Origin of the sequence: Maricaulis sp. W15 (assembly GCF_001924955.1) — a bacterium.
In the GTDB taxonomy this organism is placed as follows: Bacteria; Pseudomonadota; Alphaproteobacteria; order Caulobacterales; family Maricaulaceae; genus Maricaulis; species Maricaulis maris.
The window spans coordinates 230723-247690 of the sequence record NZ_LQXG01000018.1 but is presented as its reverse complement, the minus strand read 5'-3'; the positions used below and the strand labels follow the sequence as shown (position 1 = coordinate 247690).

Sequence of the window (16968 nt, the reverse complement as noted above, 5' to 3'; positions counted from 1 at the left end):
CCCGCAAGCCATGAATGGGGAGGACCGACCGAAGGTCGATCTTCGACGGGACAGGACGGTTCACACTCGCACTTATCCCCCCACACGCGAAACCGGCACATCTCTTGCTCTTTTCCCGGTGACATCACGGGAGATGGATCAATGCGTGACACCTATATGGATCAGTTCGGGTCGACTTGGTCGGATGACGCCAAGCGCAAGTTTCGTCATGAGCCGATGACGGTACGTCACAACTACCACGAACATCATGCCTTCTCCGACGTCGCCCTGGCGGCCCTGATTGAACGCCATCCGCGTGACATGATCGATTTTTGCACCATGGGTGACGATGCGACCGACCATGACAGCTGGCGAGCGGGTGACCCGGGTGCCCTGAGCGGGCTGGAACTGATCGAGGCCGTCCGCAAGGGCAGGCTTTGGATCAATCTGCGCCACGCCATGGATACTGATCCGGAGTATCGCCCGATCTACGACGCGATGCTGGCCGACATGAAAAAGGCCGATCCGTCTTTCCGGCCGCTGGTGGCCGAGGCCGGCATCCTGATTTCCTCGCCGTCCGCCCAGGTGTTCGCCCATTCGGATGTGTCCGAAACCATGTTGTGGCACATGCGCGGTGTGAAGCGTTTTCGGACCTATCCGGCGAGGTTGCCTTATTTGAATCACGATGATGTCGAGGGCGTCCTGCACAAGGACAAGACCGAGGATATCCATTTTGATCCGGCCTGGGACAAGGACGCCTTCACGGTTGATCTGCATCCGGGCATGGCAACAAATTGGCCCTTGCACGGGCCGCACCGGATTGAAAACCAGTCGGGCGTGAATGTCTCCGTGCCATTCGAGATTTCGACCCCGCAATCGCGGCTCCAGAACTCGATCCTCTACGCCAATGGCGTGCTGCGACGCCAGTTCGGTTATGTGCCGAAAGAGACCCGGACCGATGGGCTTGGCGCATTGATGAAGCGGGTTTTGAGCTTTGCCGTGAAGTTGAAGTTCAAACTTCTGGGCGAGCCGGTGCGGGTGATGCCGAAGTCCGAGCGGACCTTCGATATCGATCCCGACGCGCCGGACGGTTTCGTCGATCGCCAAGCGGCCTGAGCAGGGCGCATTCATCAGCATGACAATGTTGTAAGGCGAGGGGATTGCAGTCCCCTCGCGTGTCCGTTTGTGGCACAGGGTTGGGGCGGGGGTGATTGTTGCAACCAACCTGTCTGGAACAAAAACCATGAAATCTGTTTCTGTTTTGCTTGCCGCTGCCAGCGTGCTTTTCAGCGCGCCTGCACTGGGCCAATCGGGCATGGCCCCGGTACATCCCGTCCTTGACGCCACGCTGTCCCGAAGCGCCGTCCCGACCGACAAGTCCGAGTGGCGCTTCACCATCACCATGACCAATGAGGACGGGGTCATGGTCGGTCGATTCGACGGTACCCGGCCCGAAGCCGAACGCTGGCAGCTCGTTTCTCCGGCGCTCGATGATTTGTCCGAGATGCAGTCGGGCATGTGGACCGGACTGCAGGAACCTGATGAGGATGAGGATGACTCCGGGCTGTTCTTCTCGGCCGACGGGAGTGACATCGTGCCGGGATCCCTGACCTTGGCCGACGAGGCCGGCGACAGGCTGGTCTTCAATTTTGATCCCCAACTCGATGAGGACGACCAGGCGATGGCCGATCATGTCCAGGGGGCGCTCACCGTATCGCGAGACCAGCTCGCCGTGACGCAATTGCGGGTCTGGGCGCCCGAGAGTTTCAAGCCGCATTTTGCGGTGCGTCTCAACCGGTTCGAGATGGTGCAGCAATTCGACCAGCTCGACGGTCTGCCAGCGCCGGTGCTGACGCGCATGTCGCAGGAAATCAGTGGCCGCGCCGCCTTCCAGACATTCGAGCAGAGCTTCGAGCTCACCTTCACCGATATCGAGTATCTGGGGACGGTGACCGTCGACTAGAGCTGAAGCGTGGGCGCCGCGCTGCGGTTTTGACCGCGGCGCGGAGTCGCCCTACTTGCTCCCCATGACCATTCACATCGTCAAACTCTGCGTCGGCGTCGCTTCGGTTGAGGAGCTGGAAGCCCATCGCGACCGCGAAATGGCGGCGCGTCGGGCCGCTGGCGAGCCGGAAGTCGCCATGCATGTCACCCGCATGTTCCCAGCCCGCAAGGACGACGTCGAGGCCGGTGGATCGCTCTACTGGGTGATGTCCGGGGCCATCCAGTGCCGCTCCGAGATTATTGCCCTGGAGGCGGTGACCGGCGATGACGGTATCAAGCGTTGCGCTATCATCATGTCACCGCAGATCATCCGGACCGCCGCGGCGCCGCGCCGTCCTTTTCAGGGCTGGCGTTATCTCAAATCCGAGGATGCCCCGCGTGACATCAGTGGCGGCGGCGAGGGTGGCGACGGACTGCCTGGGGAATTGCGTGCGAAATTGTTGGAGCTCGGCGCCTGGTAGGGCCTGTGCCAGCATGTCGATGGCGCCGTTGGGCCTTGTCAGAGGGACAGTCGTCGCCGCACGTGTCCGGAACTCGCGCCGGACCTTGTCAACGCAGCGCTCCGGCGTGTTGTAGCCGCAGCATCAAGACCAGGATCAAGGCTTCGATGGAAATGACAACTAGGCCGATCGGGCTGTCCCAGGCCGGATTGTCCCCCATCCGAACCCAGAGAACCAGATGGCTGACGACAGCCCCGCCGATAGCCAGCACGGCCGCCTTGTTGCGCAGGATCAGCAGGGCTTGGGCCGCAAAGCCCAACGCGCATAACATATAGAAGAGTACGAGTTCGAAGAGGCCTATATGGTTGAGGGCGACGCGGATATTGATACCGAAGAAAATTCCGCCGCCTATGCCTGACTGGGTGAGGGTCACACCGAGCAACCAGGCGGCGGCGTAGAGACTGAAAAGCGTTGCCAGCACGTGCGCGGCGATCTCGACCCGTCGGGGATGCCTGTATCTGGCCGATGCTGCGCGTGTCATTGACGGTCCTGGCCGGCTTATTCAGTCGATTCCGGCAAACGAATTTCAAACAGGGTGGGCCATAACTTGCCGGTGACATAAATCTGGCCTGTCTGTGCATTCCACGCAATCCCGTTGGCGACGGCGTCGCGGCGCCCGGCAACCTCGGCCGGGATCAGGGCGGCAAGGTCGATCATGGCATCGACGATCCCGGTCTCCGGATCGATACGCACAATGGAGCGTGTTTCCCAGATATTCGCCCAGATGCGGCCGTCAATCCATTCCAGCTCGTTGAGCCGGCGCACCGGGCGCCCGTTCAGTGTGACTTGGATCGAGTGCGCGAGCGTCATCGTTTCGGGGTCGAGGAAGCGCAGCTCCGGTGTGCCGTCCGACAGGATGAGATGAGTGCCGTCATGGGTCAGCCCCCAGCCCTCACCGGGATAAGTGAAGCTGTCGACCTGTTCGAACGTGTCGGCATCAAAGATGAAGCCGCGTTCCGACACCCAGCTGAGCATGTAGATGTGGTCGCCGATCCGGGCCGACCCCTCGCCGAAGATCGGCGGGGCAATGGCGACGCTCTGTTCAACAATCCCGGTTTCCAGTGCCACCCGGCGCAGGCTCGACTGGCCGACCCGGCCGGTGCTCTCGAACAGCTCGCCTTCATGGATGAACAGGCCCTGGGTGAAGGCATTGGCATCGTGCGGATAGCGGGCCACCACTTCCGGCCGGATGATCTCGGGCGCTTGCGCGCACGCAACCAGTGGCAGAGTTGCCCAAAGGGCAAGAGCGGTGAGAGTGCGGGCAATCATCAAGCGGGTCTCCCCCTGTGGGTGCGTTGGCCAGCTTAGCGGGAAATCCGGCGTCAAGAAGGCGGTTTTGCTGCCATGTTGTCGATCAGCCGGGTTGAACCCAGCCTGACTGCCGCCAGCACGCGGGTCGGGCGATCGATCACGCCGTCACCCAATTCGGCCAGGCTGGTAGCGCAACGCGCTTCGACGTAGTCAACCGCGTCGAATACATCATTGGCCTTGGCAAGCGCTGTCGCCTGCGACGCCGACACCGTGCTGCCGGCGCTGAGCGCCGCCGCGAAATCCTTCAGGATCAGGTTGAGCTGGCCGGCACGGGCGCGTTGATCGGCATCGAGATAGACATTGCGTGAGGACAGGGCGAGGCCATCTTTGTCGCGACCGGTTTCGCCGGCCAGGATCTCGACCGGGAAGTCCAGATCCTTCACCAATTGCCGGATTACCAATAATTGCTGGTAATCCTTCTCGCCGAAGAAGGCCATGTCCGGCCGGACCTGGTTGAATAATTTGGCGACCACGGTCGCGACGCCGTCGAAAAAGTGCGGCCGCACGGCCGCTTCCAGCCCGATGGCCGGCCCCTTCAAGATGAGATTGGCACTATAGCCCTCGGGATACATGATCTCCGGTGTCGGCAGATAGATGAGGTCGCATTTCGCGTCCGTGAGTTTTTCCGCGTCGGGAATCAGCGTGCGCGGATAAGCGTCGAGATCTTCGCCGGCGGCGAATTGTTTTGGATTGACGAAAATACTCGTCACCACGCGATCACATTGTGCCTTGGCCAGCCGGACGAGGGACAGATGCCCATCGTGCAGCGCGCCCATGGTCGGCACGAAGCCAACACTCAGGCGGTCGTCGCGCCAAGTTCGCACCCGCGTGCGCAGCGCGGAAATCGTGGTGGCGTGGGGAATTTGCTGGGTAATCATGAAAGGGTCCACAAAACGGGTCGCTTGGGGATAATCTCATGCGATGATACAGGCAAGCGATCCGATCCCGTCAGAGACAATGACATGAAACAACTGACTGTTTTTCTTGCCGCCCTGGCGCTTTGCGGTTGCGCGACGACGAGCCGGGAACCATCAGCCGCTGCCGGCGAACCGGAAGCGATGGTGGCGCCGACCCGCAATGCCCAGCTGGCCGAGGCCATGTCGCGGGAATTGGCGCATCTGGCCCGCTTCGATCCGGATGCGGTTGAGCGTGTGGCGCCGGAATTGCGCGCCTTGGCGACAGCGATCGTCGGCCTCAATGATCCTGGTGACGCACCGGATCTGCCGGTCACGCCAGTCCCGGCGCAGCATCACCTGCCGCCGCCACCGGCCGACATGCTCGACGCGCCGAGCCTGCAGCATGCCATTCATCTGGCCTCCTACCGCCGCGTCGAGACCGCGCAGAGTGGCTGGCACGCATTGATGGTTGCGCACGGCGATGTCCTGACCGGGCTTGAGCCGCGCCTCAGCCAGGCCGAGATTGCCGGACAGGGACAGTATCTGCGTTTGAAAGCGGGGCCGTTCGACAGCGCCGCCGCCGCGCAGGCGGTGTGTCAGCAGATCACGAACAGCGGCGATTACTGTGCCGTGGTTGACTTCTCCGGTCTGCGCATGGCGGATATGGCGTCGGCTGCGGGCGAATAGAATCGCCGTGCCCGCGCGTGAGTTTCATGTGCCGGGACCGTGGTCCAGAATTGGGGCAAGATGACAAGTCAGACCGGTTTTCGTTTGCCAACACGGCCGCTTGGCCGGGTCCGCGACGGTGTCCGCGCGGCGCACATCATTGTGGTTGGCAATGAGAAGGGTGGGGCCGGCAAGTCGACCGTGGCCATGCACCTCGCCGTCGCGCTGCTGCGGATGGGCAAGAGTGTCGGTGCCATTGATCTCGACCTGCGCCAGCGCAGTTTCGGCCGCTATCTTGCCAATCGTGAACGCTGGTGCGAGCGCCATCGCCTGTCCCTGCCGCGACCGGAAGAGGCGGTTCTTACGCCGAGCGCCCAGCGCGATCTCGATCTTGTCGAGGACGAGGAGACCGAGCGCTTTTCCGAGGCCCTGAGCCGGCTGAAGACCAATTGCGACTTCATCATCATCGATGCGCCGGGTGCTGACACGCTGTATTCGCGTTTGGCCCATTCCTGTGCCGACACGGTGATCACGCCGGTCAATGACAGTTTCGTCGATTTTGACCTGCTTGCCGAGATCGACCCGGAGACCTTCCAGGTCGGCACGCCGAGCGTTTACTCGGAAATGCTGTGGGAGTGCCGCAAGCGCAAGGCCCAGCTGGAGAAGCGCTCGATCGACTGGGTCGTCATGCGCAATCGCATTTCCATGCTCGATGCCCGCAATAAGCGGCGCGTCGGCGACGGGCTGAAAATGCTGTCGCAGCGGATCGGCTTCCGTCTGGCGCCGGGTTTTGCGGAGCGGGTGATCTACCGCGAGCTTTTCCCGCTTGGGCTGACCTTGCTCGACCTCACTGAAAGCGGCTCCACGGTGACTTTCACCATGAGCCATGTGGCGGCCCGCCAGGAGCTGCGTGACCTGTTGATCGTGCTCAAATTGCCCGGTCTGCAGGGCGAAACCATTCCGTTTTAATGGCGCCCTTTGTCCTTGGAACCCTCGCCCTGATCGCCCTTTTGGGGGCGGCGTGGTGGTTTTCGCGACAGAAGACCGCCAAGGCGGCGCGCATGGTCCGGATCATTCTCGGCGGCGGTGCCTTGCTGGCCGGGGTGATCATCAGTCTGCGCGGCGGAGTTATTCTGGGCGGGCCGATCGGTCTGTTCGGCCTTGGTCTGCTGGGGGATGTGCTGCGGCCGCGACCGTCCGGGGCGGACGCTGGCAAGGGGCATGGCTCCGGCAGCGCCACACCGCCAAGCCGGGGCGATATGAGTGTGCAAGAAGCGCGTGAAATACTCGGTGTCGATGCCGGCGCGGATGCCGAAACCATCCGCGCCGCCCATCGCCGTTTGATGAAAAAGCTCCATCCCGATACCGGCGAAGGCTCGGCGGCCCTGGCTCGTCAGGTCCAGGAAGCCCGTGATCTTTTGCTCGCGCAATTGGGTTGACAGGCAGGGTTTTCACCCAAGGTTGTATTTGCATCAATCCTGACCTATCGTCCGGGTGTCGAGGGAGGGGGGAATGCGGCGAAAAATCCGACCCGGCCATGACCTGTTCGGCCATCCCTTGCCCGGCACCCTGCCGCTCAGCGAGGAATCGGACCGCTTGTCCCGGGCGCTGCGCGGGCTGAGCGAGGATGCCTTCCATCATGGCTATGGCCAAAGTGCCTGTCTGATTGAACTCGCGGCCAATTACATCGAAATGGAATCGGCACGCCTCGATCAGCTGCGGCGGCGACGCTGAACCAGCCCGCCTGGCAGGCTGGCAATCTCGCCGCGCATCTCCATTTCCATCAGCAACGCCTGGACCTGTCCCGCCGGCAGGGACGCGGCGCGGGCCAGCTCGTCGCTTGAGACAGGCGCGGGCGACAACAGGGCGCGCAGCCGGTCGAGTGGATTGGCCCGGGCCGGTACCGCTTCCATCGACATCTCGATCTCCTCCGTCGCTTCGTCAAAAAAATCGTCAGGATCGGGGGGGCTGCAATCCTCAACATGCCGGGTTGGCGTCGAAGGTGGCCGGGCCTCAGCCAGGACGGCGAGCACATCATCGACGGTTTCAATCAGGTGGGCGCCATCTCGCAGAAGCTGGTTCGAGCCGCGGGCACGCGGGTCGAGCGGGGAGCCCGGCACCGACATTACCTCGCGGCCCTGTTCGCCGGCATAGCGCGCTGTAATCAGCGACCCCGAACGCAGCGCCGCCTCGACCACCAGCGAGCCGAGCGACAGGCCGGAAATGATCCGGTTGCGGCGCGGGAAGTCGCGCGCTGTCGGGGTCCGGCCCAGCGGCATTTCCGAGAGCAGCAGGCCGCGTTCGGCGATTTGTGCATGCAGGGCCGCGTGTTCCGGCGGATAGACATGATCGATCCCGCCCGCCAGGACGGCGATCGTACCGCTGCTGAGCGCGCCGGCATGGGCCGCGCCGTCAATCCCGCGGGCCAGGCCGGAGACGATCACCACATCCTCGCGTCCCAGCCCGTTGGCCAGCTCGCGGGCGAAACGCAATCCCACCGCCGAGGCATTGCGGGCGCCGACCAGGGCACAGGCCGGGCGCTGGAAAAGCCTTGTGTCACCGCGGACGATGATGGCGGGCGGCGGATCGGGGATGGCCGTCAGCAGGGCCGGATAATCCGGTTCGAAACCGCAGATGAGCCGGGCGCCGGCCCGGTTGACCTGTTCAAGCTCGGCCTCGACCCGGTCGACCGGCGGAATGTCGAGATTGCGTCGCCCGGCCGCGCGGGCGCGGGCCGGCAGGTCATCGAGCGCGTCTTCGGCGCTGCCATAGCGGGCGATGGCGCGGGCAAAACCGGTTGCGCCCAGCCCCCTCGTCCGCGCGAGGCGCAGCCACATCACCCTGTCGGTGTGGCTGGCCCCGGCATCGGTCATGTCACAGGTGTGTCCGGGTCTTCGCTGTCGGCCGAGGCGTCAGTTTCGGCCTTGTCCTTCTTGCCGCCGATGCGCGGTTCATCGCCCTTGAGCAGGCGCTGGATATTGGCGCGGTGCAGCCAGTAGATCAGCACGGTCAACACAGCGGCCATGATGGCAACATCCGGTCGCCCCCAGGCATAGGCGGCAAAGGGCGCCACCAGGGCGGCGGCCAGCGCCGCAAGCGAGGAGATGCGGAAGATCGCGGCCATGATCAGCCAGGTTGCGATCACGGTCAGACCGACCGGCCAGAACACGGCCAGCATGGTGCCGACAAAGGTGGCCACACCCTTGCCGCCCTTGAAACCCAGCCAGACCGGGAAGCAATGGCCGGCGAAGGCGAATCCGCCCGCCACAAGACCCGCCGTGGTACCCAGAAAATAGCCCAACACCGCCGCCGCGATCCCGGCCTTGCCGGCGTCGAGGATGAGGGTGAGGGCCGCTAGGTCCTTGCGGCCCGTGCGCAGCACATTGGTGGCGCCGATATTGCCCGAGCCGATGGCACGGATATCGCCCAGCCCGGCCATGCGTGTCAGCACCAGTCCGAAGGGAATGGAGCCGAAGAGATAGCCACCGGCGGCGGCAAGCACGATCAAGAGGCTGGCCATGTCAATTTGCACCTAAGAGTTGTATAATGTGTCTCCGGCGACGATGGTTTGCAAGACCCGTCCCTGGAAACGGCGTCCGGCCCAGGCCGAATTGCCCCGTGCCGAGGCAAAAGCGTCGGGCTGGCAGACCCAGGGCTTGTCGCCATCGATGAGGATGAGATCGGCCGGGGCGCCGACCGCGATGCGACCCTGCGGCAGACCGATGAGGTCAGCCGGGCCGCTGGTCATCACGCGCAGCGCGTCAACCAGTTCGAGCTCGTCGTCATGCACCAGGCCCAGCATGGCGCCGAGCATGGTCTCGAGGCTCAGCGTGCCGGCAATGGCCAGGGCAAAGGGTTCGCCCTTGTCGTCAAACGGTGTCGGCCGGTGATCGGAAACCACCGCGTCGATCTCGCCGGAGATGATGGCGTCGACCAGGGCCAGTCGGTCGGCTTCACTTCTCAGGGGCGGGTCCATGCGGAAGGCACTGTCCAGCCCCCCGGCATCAACCTCGTTGAGGGTGAGATGGGCGATGGCGACGGTGGTGGCGATCTCGAGATCGCGGCTGCGGACATGGCGCAGCGCATCCAGGCCGGCCGCGGTCGACAGCCGGTCAATCATCAGCTTGCCGCCCGAGAGTTCTGCCAGCGCCGCATCGCGTTCGATGGCAATGCGTTCCGATACCGCCGGTTCGGCAGGCAGGCCGAAACGGGCTGACCAGTCGCTCTCAAGCGCCACAGCGCCCTTGGTGAGATGGGCATCGGCCGGGCGGCAGGCCAGCCAGACATCGAACTGGCTGGTATAGCTCAACAGGCGGCGCATCAGTCGGGCGTCGTGGATGGGGGCGTCGCCGCAACCGGCATAGATCGCGCCGCCACGCACCATCAGGCCGATCTCGGCCATCTGCTCACCCGCCAGGCCCTGGGTCGCGCCGCAGGCCGAAAGAACCCGCACACCACGCTGGGCGAGGCCCCGGTTCATGCCGGCAAACCCGTCCGCCTTGTCGAGCGGGCTGCGCGCATTGGGCGCCAGCACGATCGTTCCGAACCCGCCGGTCATGGCCGAGGCGCACAGCGTGTCCAGGGTCTCGCCGTCCGGGGTGAGGGCGGCTTCCTTGGCGCAGCGCAGGTCAATGAGCGCCGGGGCGAGGATGCAACCCCTGGCGTCGATCACGTCATCGGCGGCATCCAGGTCCAGCTCGTTGCCGGTCTGGGCGATCAAACCGTCCTCGATGAGGACCCCGCCGGGGCCGTCATGGCCGGAGGCGGGGTCGACCAAGCGGGCATTGATGATGGCGCGGGTCGTACTCATGCCGCAGCCTCCTTGCGGATATTGCCGCCGATCAGCTCGAGGATTGCCATGCGGACGGCCACGCCGCTTTCGACCTGGTCGAGGATCACACTCTTGTCGGGGTCATCGGCCAGCTTGGTATGGATTTCGACGCCGCGATTCATCGGTCCGGGATGCATGACCAGCACGTCGGGCGAGGCGGCTTCCAGCCGTTCATGGGTCAGGCCGAAGAGATGGAAGAACTCGCGCTCGGACGGCACGAAACCGCCGGTCATGCGTTCGCGTTGCTGGCGCAATGCCATGACCGCGTCGCAGCCTTTCAGGGCCTCGTCGAGATCGTGGAAGACGTCGCAGCCCCACTGGTCGACATCGGACGGCAACAGTGTCGGCGGGGCGCACAGGCGGATTTCGGCGCCGAGAATATTGAGCAGGCCGATATTCGAGCGGGCGACCCGCGAATGCAGGATATCGCCGACGATCAGGATGCGCCGTCCGCCGACCGAGCCCCAATGCTGGGCTAGGGTGAAACTGTCGAGCAGGGCCTGGGTCGGGTGCTCGTGCATGCCGTCGCCGGCATTGACCACGGACAGGCCGGTATGATCGGCGAGAAACTGCGGCGCCCCGGTCGCCGAATGCCGCACGACCATGATGTCGGGCTTCATGGCGGCCAGGGTCCGCGCCGTGTCGGACAGGCTTTCGCCCTTGGACGCGGATGAGTGGGCCACCGCGAAATTGACTACATCGGCGCCGAGTCGCTTGCCGGCCATCTCGAACGAGCCTTGCGTTCGCGTTGACGCCTCGAAGAAGAGGTTGAGCACGGTCAGGCCGCGCAGCACGTCAGAGCGCTTGTCCGGCGTCCGGTTGGTCGCCAGATGATGCGCGGCGCGCTCGAAAATGATCTGGATATCAACGGGGTTGAGGTCGGCCACCGAAACGAGGTGGCGGTGGGGGAAGTCGTAGGAAAATTCCGCGCGGCTCATCCCGTCTCCTGGGTCGCCAAGGGCACACAGATAAAGTGTTCGGCGGTATAGGGGGAGTTGGGGGCGTGAGCAAGGGAGGGTGCGCGGAGGCAAGGGCGCTGCCATGTTGCGATATTGACGCGCCCATCGCGCAATGCCACGCCTGATGCCGTTCACATCGAGGATGCCGCTCATGATTCAATTGCAGTCCGCTCGCGCCTCCTGGGCCATCGGAGATGACCAGCCGCTCGCCGTCATCGCCGGCTTGAATGTCCTGGAGGACCTGGACCTGGCCCTGAAGGTTGGTGCTCATCTCAAGGCAGTCTGTGAGGAGCTCGGCCTGCCTTACGCATTCAAGGCAAGCTTCGACAAGGCCAACCGTTCCTCGGTGAAATCCTATCGCGGGCCGGGGCTGGACGCGGGTCTGGAGATGTTGGCCAAGGTGAAGGCCGAGCTGGATGTACCGATTTGCACGGATGTGCACGAGATCGACCAGGCCGGGCCGGTCGCCGAGATTGCCGAGATCGTCCAGATTCCGGCCTTCCTGTGCCGGCAGACCGACCTTGTGACCGCGATTGCCCGGGCGGCGGACGCACGCGGCTCGCTCATTCACGTGAAGAAGGCGCAATTCATGGCACCGTGGGATACGCGCAATATCCTCGCGAAGATTGGTGAAGTCACAACCTCGCCCGGCGTCATCATGTGCGAGCGGGGCGCCAGTTTCGGCTACAACAACTTGATCGTCGACATGCTTGGCATCCAGGCGATGCGCGCGCTCGGTGTGCCGGTCACCATTGATGCCACGCATGCGGTGCAGCTGCCCGGCGCGGATGCCCGTACGGCAGGGGCGTCCACCGGCGGCCGCCGCGAGGGCGTCCCGATTATCGCCAGAGCGGCTGTTGCTGCCGGTGCCGACGGCGTCTTCCTGGAGTTTCACCCCGATCCCGACGCGGCCCTGTGTGACGGGCCATCCTGCCTGCCGCTGGATGCGGCTGCCGGCCTGCTGCGGCAATTGCGGGACATAAGGTCTGTTTTGTAGCGGGCGTCTTGGCGACGTTCACGACGACACTCCTTCGCACCCCGGGGCACGGTACGGGAGTCGCTGACGGCGCCTTGGCGCCCACTCGCCCATTCATCACTTGCCGGGATGGCGCCGCAGGTCGCTTCGCACGTCAAGGGCGCGACGCGCCGCTTCGCGGTTCCACCCTTGACGTGCGAAGCGACCTGCGGCCTGCTGGCTGACACGTGATCCATGGATCATTCCGCTCGCGCGCCTGCTCAACGACACGCCATGACCACACTGCGCACCATGACACCCGCCGACGCGGCAGACGTCCTCGCAATCTATGCCGAGGGCATCGCCACCGGTCACGCGAGCTTCGAGAGCGCCGCGCCGGACTGGGTTCATTTCGATGACAGCAAGCTTGCCGCGCCGCGCCTGGTTGCGCTGGACGCTGACGGCGCAGTGACCGGCTGGGCGGCGCTCAGCCCGGTGTCTTCGCGCTGTGTCTATGGCGGAGTGGGTGAGGTCTCGGTCTATGTCGCGGAAGCCGCGCGTGGCCAAGGGCTCGGTCGGACGCTATTGCAGGCCTTGATCGAAGCCTCCGAGGCCGAAGGCCTGTGGACGCTGACCGCCGGCATCTTCGCCGAGAACACCGCCTCCATCCGCTTGCACGAGCAGTGCGGGTTCGAGCGGCTTGGCGTCAGGCGCGGGCTTGGCAAGATGGGCCATGGCCCCATGGCCGGGCAATGGCGCGATGTGGTCCAGATGGAGCGCCGGAGTGACCTTGTGGGTGTTGATTGATGGCCGGGTTGAGGTTCTGCTCCAAGCGCTTCGGTTTCTCGTTCGAGCTCTATCAGGACGTCGCATTGGTGTCCTTGGGAGAGATTGAGGAGACATGGTCAACCCGCGATCTCGCGAGTAGTGGGGACCCCCAGATCATCTCGGACGCAAAGTTCGAGGCGCTTGTATTTGGAAGGCGAATGGTACTCGCCACCAGCGAAGCCATTTGGGTGGTCCATGGTGATTTTCCCATTTGGGGCGCGGCGAGTGCCAATGGGAGCATCCTGGTCGTCGAGGAGTTGGGGTTACGCACATTCTCATATGAGGGTGCCGAATTGGCGTCGGCGATGCCGGGTGACATTCCAAATAATTGGTCGGTCGCGCCTGAAGGCTTGAGGTATGAGGATTTTGACGGAAACACGTCGCTGTGGTCCTTGCCCGATCTGAAGTTATTGAAACGATGAATGCTTGACGTGTGCGCCCAGCTCTCGTTTCGTTTGGTCATGAAAACATGCAGCTTGGCGCTCGGCGCCCTGATTCTCGCCGCGGCCCCAGCCGCTGCTCAGTCCGTCACTGAAACCGAATCCTGCACGCTAGAACTCGTCGTCCTCGGCGTCAGCCAGGATGCCGGTGCACCGCAATTGGGCAACAGCGCGGACCCGGCCTGGGAAGACCCGTCCCTGCGACGCTTGGCGACTTCGATTGCCGTGCTCGACCGTGAGGCAGGCGCCCGCTATCTCTTCGAAGCGACGCCGGATATGCGCGAACAGCTTTATCGGCTCGACCAGGCCATGCCGAGCGAGGCGCAGCCCGGGCTGGACGGTATCTTCCTGACCCATGGTCATATCGGCCATTATACCGGCCTGATGTTCCTTGGGCATGAAAGCATGGGCGCGCAGGATGTACCGGTCTACGCCATGCCCTCCATGTCGGCCTTCCTCTTCTCCAATGGTCCCTGGGACCAGCTGGTCCGCTATGACAATATCGAGCTGGAAGAGATTTGGGCTGGCCAGCCGGTCGAGCTGGGTGATGTCCGTGTGACGGCCTTTGAGGTGCCGCACCGCCAGGAATACACCGAGGTTGTGGGCTATCATATCGCCGGGCCGACCCGTTCGGCGATCTTCCTGCCGGACATCGACAGCTGGGAAGAGTGGGAGACGTGGGAGGATGGCGAGGCCATGCGGATCGAGGATCTCATCGCCACCGTCGATATCGCCTATGTCGATGCGACTTTCTACGCCAATGGCGAAATCCCGGGCCGCGACATGTCAGGTTTCCCGCATCCCTTCATCACCCATTCCATGGAACGTTTCGCCGATCTGCCCGCCAGCGAGCGGGCCAAGATCCGCTTTATCCATTTCAACCACACCAACCCGGTCCGCTATCCCGACGCGCCGGAGCGGGATGTGGTGATCGAGGCCGGTTTCGGGCTGGCGGATGAGGGGGAGCGGTATTGCCTAGCGGATTAGTCGAACCGTTGTGGGCCGTAATTCCAGGTATGTCTCAAGATTTGCCATTCGCCTGATCGCAATTCCCAGAGAATGACCGAGCGCTGGAGCCGTCGAGCGCCATCAGCGCCGCGCCAGAATATCAGGGCTGTCTCGTAAATCCGGTCCGGCCCGGCCGCGAGTGTTTCGCGCGACAGGATGTCGACGTCGGACAGTCCGACCGTCATCAAATGGCTCCAATACCGGGCGATGGCGTCGCGCCCGCCACTCGGCGCCGTCCCCGGTGGCAGGATCACGGCGTCCGAGGCGTAGAATTCGCTCGTGTCCTCAGGAAGGTTAGCATTCAGGCTGTCCGCCCAACCCGGCAGGTCCTGAGCCTCGACCGCGGGCGTCGCGATGCTGATGAGGAGTGTGGCCAGAATGACGTGCCGCATTTTCTGCCTCCGGTGAGGTGTGAACACTGATCAGGGATGGTGAGTATGGGTGAAGCTGGCCTGACCTCGAGATGAACGACTTGCGCGCATTCGCGCATGACCCGTCATTGTTGTCTTGGCAGCCAGTCGGCCTCAGTCGGTTTTCAAGGTCAAGGGCGCCGCAGGCGCCGCTTCGCGGGCATGCCCCTTGAGCTTGAAAACCGACTGAGGCTTGGTCTCGACAAGACAATAATGGGCCGGTGTGCGCCGCGGCGTTGCGTGCAAAATACTCGCTACCCCAAAAGCCACAGCCAGAACGGGATCGTGATGAAGCAGAAGAGCGCGCTCGCGGTTATGTCGCCAGCGGAGTAGGGCGCGTCGCCGCCCATCTGCTTGGCCAGCACATAGGCCGAGGCGGCACCCGGTGAGGCACCCGTCAGCAAGAGGATGGTCAGCGGTACGCCGTCAATCCCCATGGCGACGCCGATCCCGTAAAACACCAGCGGTCCGATCATCAGCTTGATGAAGACCGACAGTCCCAGAAGGCGCGGCCGGGCTTTCATGGCGGTGAAGTTGAGACCGGCGCCCACAGCCAGCAGGATCAGCGGCAGGGCGGCCTGGCCGATCAGGTCGACCGTGTCGGTCAGCATGCCGGGCAGCGGGATGCCGCCGAGATTGACGATGCCGCCCGCCGCCGAGCCGAGGATGAGCGGATTGGTCAGGATGCGATAGATGATCGACCGCCAGTTCGGCGCTGCGCCATCGCCCCAGATCGACAGGGTGGCGACGCACTCCATGTTCACCAGCGGGATGGAGGCGACCATGATCAGCGCCACCAGGATCTCACCCTCCTCGCCGAAGAGGGCAATGCCTAGGGCGAGGATCAAAAGGCCATTCCAGCGGCAGGTCGCCTGGAAGAGGCTGGTATAGGTCGGGTCGGGGATTTTCAGCAGCGGCTTGATCGCCAGCGTGATCGCCGCCATGCCGAGAAAGCCCAGCATCGCCGCCCCCATGAAGCTGCCCAGCTGGATATCCGACAGGTCGGCATGACTGATCGAGGAAAACAGCAGGGCCGGCGACAGGCCGAGATAGGCCAGCCGCGAGATCGGGCCCCAGCTGTCATCCGGCAGAAGATTGGAGCGGCGCAGCAGCCAGCCGACAAAGATCACGCCGAAGACCGGCACGAGGGCGGAGATGATGGGGTTCATGCGGAACAGCCTCGCGTCGTCAAAAAGGGCAGGCGCTGTTTTCCCTCTCCCCGGGGAGAGGGATCAAGGGTGAGGGGAAAAGCCCGGTCTTGATCGGGTGTCTCGCCGAACCCCCTCATCCCCCCTGCGGGGACCTTCTCCCAAGGGAGAAGGAAGATGGTGGCGCTACTCACCCAGCATCTCCAGCCGATCGAGGGCGCTTTGCAATATGTTGGCGGCGGCGTGGGCGTCGATGATGTCCTTGCGCTTGTCGCGGCGCACGCCGACGGCGATCAGCTTTTCCTCGGCCTCAAAGGTCGACAGGCGTTCGTCCTGGAAGACAATCGGCAGATCGCGCAGGCGCATCAGATTGCGGGCCATGGCGCGGACGGACTGCACGCGCGGGCCTTCCGACCCGTCCATATTGACCGGCAGTCCCAGCACGATGGCGGTGGCCTGGCGCTCGTCCAGCAGGGCGAAGATGCGTTCCGCGTCGTTGGTGAACTTGGTCCGCTTGATGGTTTCCACCGGTGTCGAAAGACCGCGCGAAGCACCGCAGGCGGCGACCCCGATGGTCTTGCTGCCCGGATCAAGAGCGATCAACGGGCCATCGGGCAGGTCTTCCAGCGTTACAATCGGCATGATTGCGGGATGCGCCTTGCACGCGCCACCGTCAAGCTTTCTTGCACCTGCGAAAGGCGATTGCTACTCAAGCGGCTTCGACTATCCGGAGTGATTTCCCATGTCCGTCACCGCTGATGATGTGCGCCGCATCGCGCGTCTCGCCCGCATTGCCGAACCCACTGACCGCGTCGAGGCGCTGGTTGGCGAACTCAATGGCATTCTGAGCTGGATCGAACAGCTCAATGAAGTGGATGTCGAGGGCGTCGAAGCCATGACCACACCGGTGAAATTCCCGCTGCCGCAGCGCGCCGACGAAGTCACCGACGGCAATTGCCGCGACAAGGTCCTGGCCAATGCGCCCAGCTCCGACGAAGGCTTCTTCGTTGTTCCCAAATCGGTGGAGTAGGTC

Annotated in this window: 22 protein-coding genes; 12 read left to right on the top strand and 10 right to left on the bottom strand. The window is 63.7% G+C overall.

Translation table 11 applies throughout. The features are described 5' to 3' along the window. The first annotated feature begins 141 nt into the window (after positions 1-141). The 3 genes from AWH62_RS12445 (at position 142) to AWH62_RS12435 (ending at position 2444) form a co-directional block, all read left to right on the top strand. Positions 142-1095: a hypothetical protein gene (locus AWH62_RS12445; protein ID WP_075190816.1), complete on the top strand. Its 954-nt coding sequence runs from the start codon at positions 142-144 to the stop codon at positions 1093-1095. A 127-nt stretch (positions 1096-1222) separates the two neighbouring features. After that, on the top strand, positions 1223-1942 hold the full coding sequence (locus tag AWH62_RS12440; RefSeq protein WP_075190815.1) for a hypothetical protein: 720 nt from the start codon (positions 1223-1225) through the stop codon (positions 1940-1942). A 64-nt stretch (positions 1943-2006) separates the two neighbouring features. Beyond that, positions 2007-2444 (top strand): DUF1489 family protein, encoded by a 438-nt coding sequence (locus tag AWH62_RS12435; protein ID WP_075190814.1) that lies wholly within the window; start codon positions 2007-2009, stop codon positions 2442-2444. 88 nt (positions 2445-2532) lie between these two features. On the opposite strand, the gene AWH62_RS12430 is transcribed toward AWH62_RS12435, so the two are convergent. The 3 genes from AWH62_RS12430 to panC are packed head-to-tail and all read right to left on the bottom strand — an operon-like array spanning position 2533 to position 4672. Further along, positions 2533-2964: a hypothetical protein gene (locus AWH62_RS12430; RefSeq protein WP_143743043.1), complete on the bottom strand. Its 432-nt coding sequence runs from the start codon at positions 2962-2964 to the stop codon at positions 2533-2535. Between the two features lie 17 nt (positions 2965-2981). Then, positions 2982-3752 carry a glutaminyl-peptide cyclotransferase gene (locus AWH62_RS12425; protein ID WP_075190812.1) on the bottom strand — a complete coding sequence of 257 codons (771 nt, stop codon included), beginning with the start codon at positions 3750-3752 and terminating at the stop codon, positions 2982-2984. A gap of 53 nt (positions 3753-3805) precedes the next feature. Continuing rightward, on the bottom strand, positions 3806-4672 hold the full coding sequence (panC, locus tag AWH62_RS12420) for a pantoate--beta-alanine ligase (protein WP_075190811.1): 867 nt from the start codon (positions 4670-4672) through the stop codon (positions 3806-3808). An 84-nt stretch (positions 4673-4756) separates the two neighbouring features. Here panC and AWH62_RS12415 point away from each other — a divergent pair, with 84 nt between their 5' ends. The 4 genes from AWH62_RS12415 to AWH62_RS12400 all read left to right on the top strand — a co-directional run bounded on the left by AWH62_RS12415 (position 4757) and on the right by AWH62_RS12400 (position 7090). Then, positions 4757-5377, top strand: coding sequence for an SPOR domain-containing protein (locus tag AWH62_RS12415; protein ID WP_075190810.1), 621 nt, complete (start codon positions 4757-4759; stop codon positions 5375-5377). Positions 5378-5437: 60 nt separating this feature from the next. Beyond that, complete coding sequence (locus AWH62_RS12410) at positions 5438-6325, top strand: division plane positioning ATPase MipZ (RefSeq protein WP_075190897.1); 888 nt, start codon at positions 5438-5440, stop codon at positions 6323-6325. A 92-nt stretch (positions 6326-6417) separates the two neighbouring features. Continuing rightward, positions 6418-6795, top strand: coding sequence for a DnaJ domain-containing protein (locus AWH62_RS12405; RefSeq protein ID WP_143743050.1), 378 nt, complete (start codon positions 6418-6420; stop codon positions 6793-6795). Positions 6796-6868: 73 nt separating this feature from the next. Further along, positions 6869-7090, top strand: a complete 222-nt coding sequence (locus tag AWH62_RS12400; RefSeq protein ID WP_075190808.1) for a hypothetical protein — start codon at positions 6869-6871, stop codon at positions 7088-7090. Here AWH62_RS12400 and dprA read toward each other — a convergent pair. From dprA to AWH62_RS12380, 4 genes are read right to left on the bottom strand one after another with little or no spacing between them, the layout of a single operon-like run. Beyond that, the gene (gene dprA / locus AWH62_RS12395; RefSeq protein ID WP_075190807.1) at positions 7069-8229 is read right to left on the bottom strand and encodes a DNA-processing protein DprA; all 1161 of its coding nucleotides are present in this window, start codon (positions 8227-8229) and stop codon (positions 7069-7071) included. The genes AWH62_RS12400 and dprA overlap by 22 nt on opposite strands. Continuing rightward, on the bottom strand, positions 8226-8876 hold the full coding sequence (gene plsY, locus AWH62_RS12390; protein ID WP_075190896.1) for a glycerol-3-phosphate 1-O-acyltransferase PlsY: 651 nt from the start codon (positions 8874-8876) through the stop codon (positions 8226-8228). The genes dprA and plsY overlap by 4 nt, the downstream gene beginning before the upstream one ends. Before the next feature lie 12 nt (positions 8877-8888). Then, entirely contained in the window at positions 8889-10166 is a 1278-nt protein-coding gene (locus AWH62_RS12385) for a dihydroorotase family protein (protein WP_075190806.1), read from the bottom strand. After that, positions 10163-11125, bottom strand: coding sequence for an aspartate carbamoyltransferase catalytic subunit (locus tag AWH62_RS12380; RefSeq protein WP_075190805.1), 963 nt, complete (start codon positions 11123-11125; stop codon positions 10163-10165). The genes AWH62_RS12385 and AWH62_RS12380 overlap by 4 nt, the downstream gene beginning before the upstream one ends. A 172-nt stretch (positions 11126-11297) precedes the next feature. Between AWH62_RS12380 and kdsA the strand changes: the two genes are divergently transcribed. The 4 genes from kdsA to AWH62_RS12360 all read left to right on the top strand — a co-directional run bounded on the left by kdsA (position 11298) and on the right by AWH62_RS12360 (position 14356). Then, entirely contained in the window at positions 11298-12143 is an 846-nt protein-coding gene (kdsA, locus tag AWH62_RS12375; RefSeq protein WP_075190895.1) for a 3-deoxy-8-phosphooctulonate synthase, read from the top strand. Between the two features lie 252 nt (positions 12144-12395). Continuing rightward, positions 12396-12908: a GNAT family N-acetyltransferase gene (locus tag AWH62_RS12370; RefSeq protein ID WP_075190804.1), complete on the top strand. Its 513-nt coding sequence runs from the start codon at positions 12396-12398 to the stop codon at positions 12906-12908. Next, a complete protein-coding gene (locus AWH62_RS12365) occupies positions 12908-13351 on the top strand; it encodes a hypothetical protein (protein ID WP_075190803.1) in 444 nt (147 codons plus the stop codon). The genes AWH62_RS12370 and AWH62_RS12365 overlap by 1 nt, the downstream gene beginning before the upstream one ends. Positions 13352-13390: 39 nt before the next feature. Then, complete coding sequence (locus AWH62_RS12360; protein ID WP_075190894.1) at positions 13391-14356, top strand: MBL fold metallo-hydrolase; 966 nt, start codon at positions 13391-13393, stop codon at positions 14354-14356. Here AWH62_RS12360 and AWH62_RS12355 read toward each other — a convergent pair. From AWH62_RS12355 to ruvX, 3 genes are all read right to left on the bottom strand, one after another. Beyond that, entirely contained in the window at positions 14353-14769 is a 417-nt protein-coding gene (locus AWH62_RS12355; protein ID WP_075190802.1) for a hypothetical protein, read from the bottom strand. The genes AWH62_RS12360 and AWH62_RS12355 overlap by 4 nt on opposite strands. Positions 14770-15041: 272 nt before the next feature. Further along, complete coding sequence (locus AWH62_RS12350; RefSeq protein ID WP_075190801.1) at positions 15042-15956, bottom strand: AEC family transporter; 915 nt, start codon at positions 15954-15956, stop codon at positions 15042-15044. 165 nt (positions 15957-16121) lie between these two features. Continuing rightward, a complete protein-coding gene (gene ruvX, locus AWH62_RS12345) occupies positions 16122-16577 on the bottom strand; it encodes a Holliday junction resolvase RuvX (RefSeq protein ID WP_075190800.1) in 456 nt (151 codons plus the stop codon). Between the two features lie 100 nt (positions 16578-16677). On the opposite strand from ruvX, the gene gatC reads away from it, so the two are divergent. Beyond that, complete coding sequence (gene gatC, locus AWH62_RS12340; RefSeq protein WP_075190799.1) at positions 16678-16965, top strand: Asp-tRNA(Asn)/Glu-tRNA(Gln) amidotransferase subunit GatC; 288 nt, start codon at positions 16678-16680, stop codon at positions 16963-16965. The last annotated feature ends 3 nt before the right edge of the window (positions 16966-16968 follow it).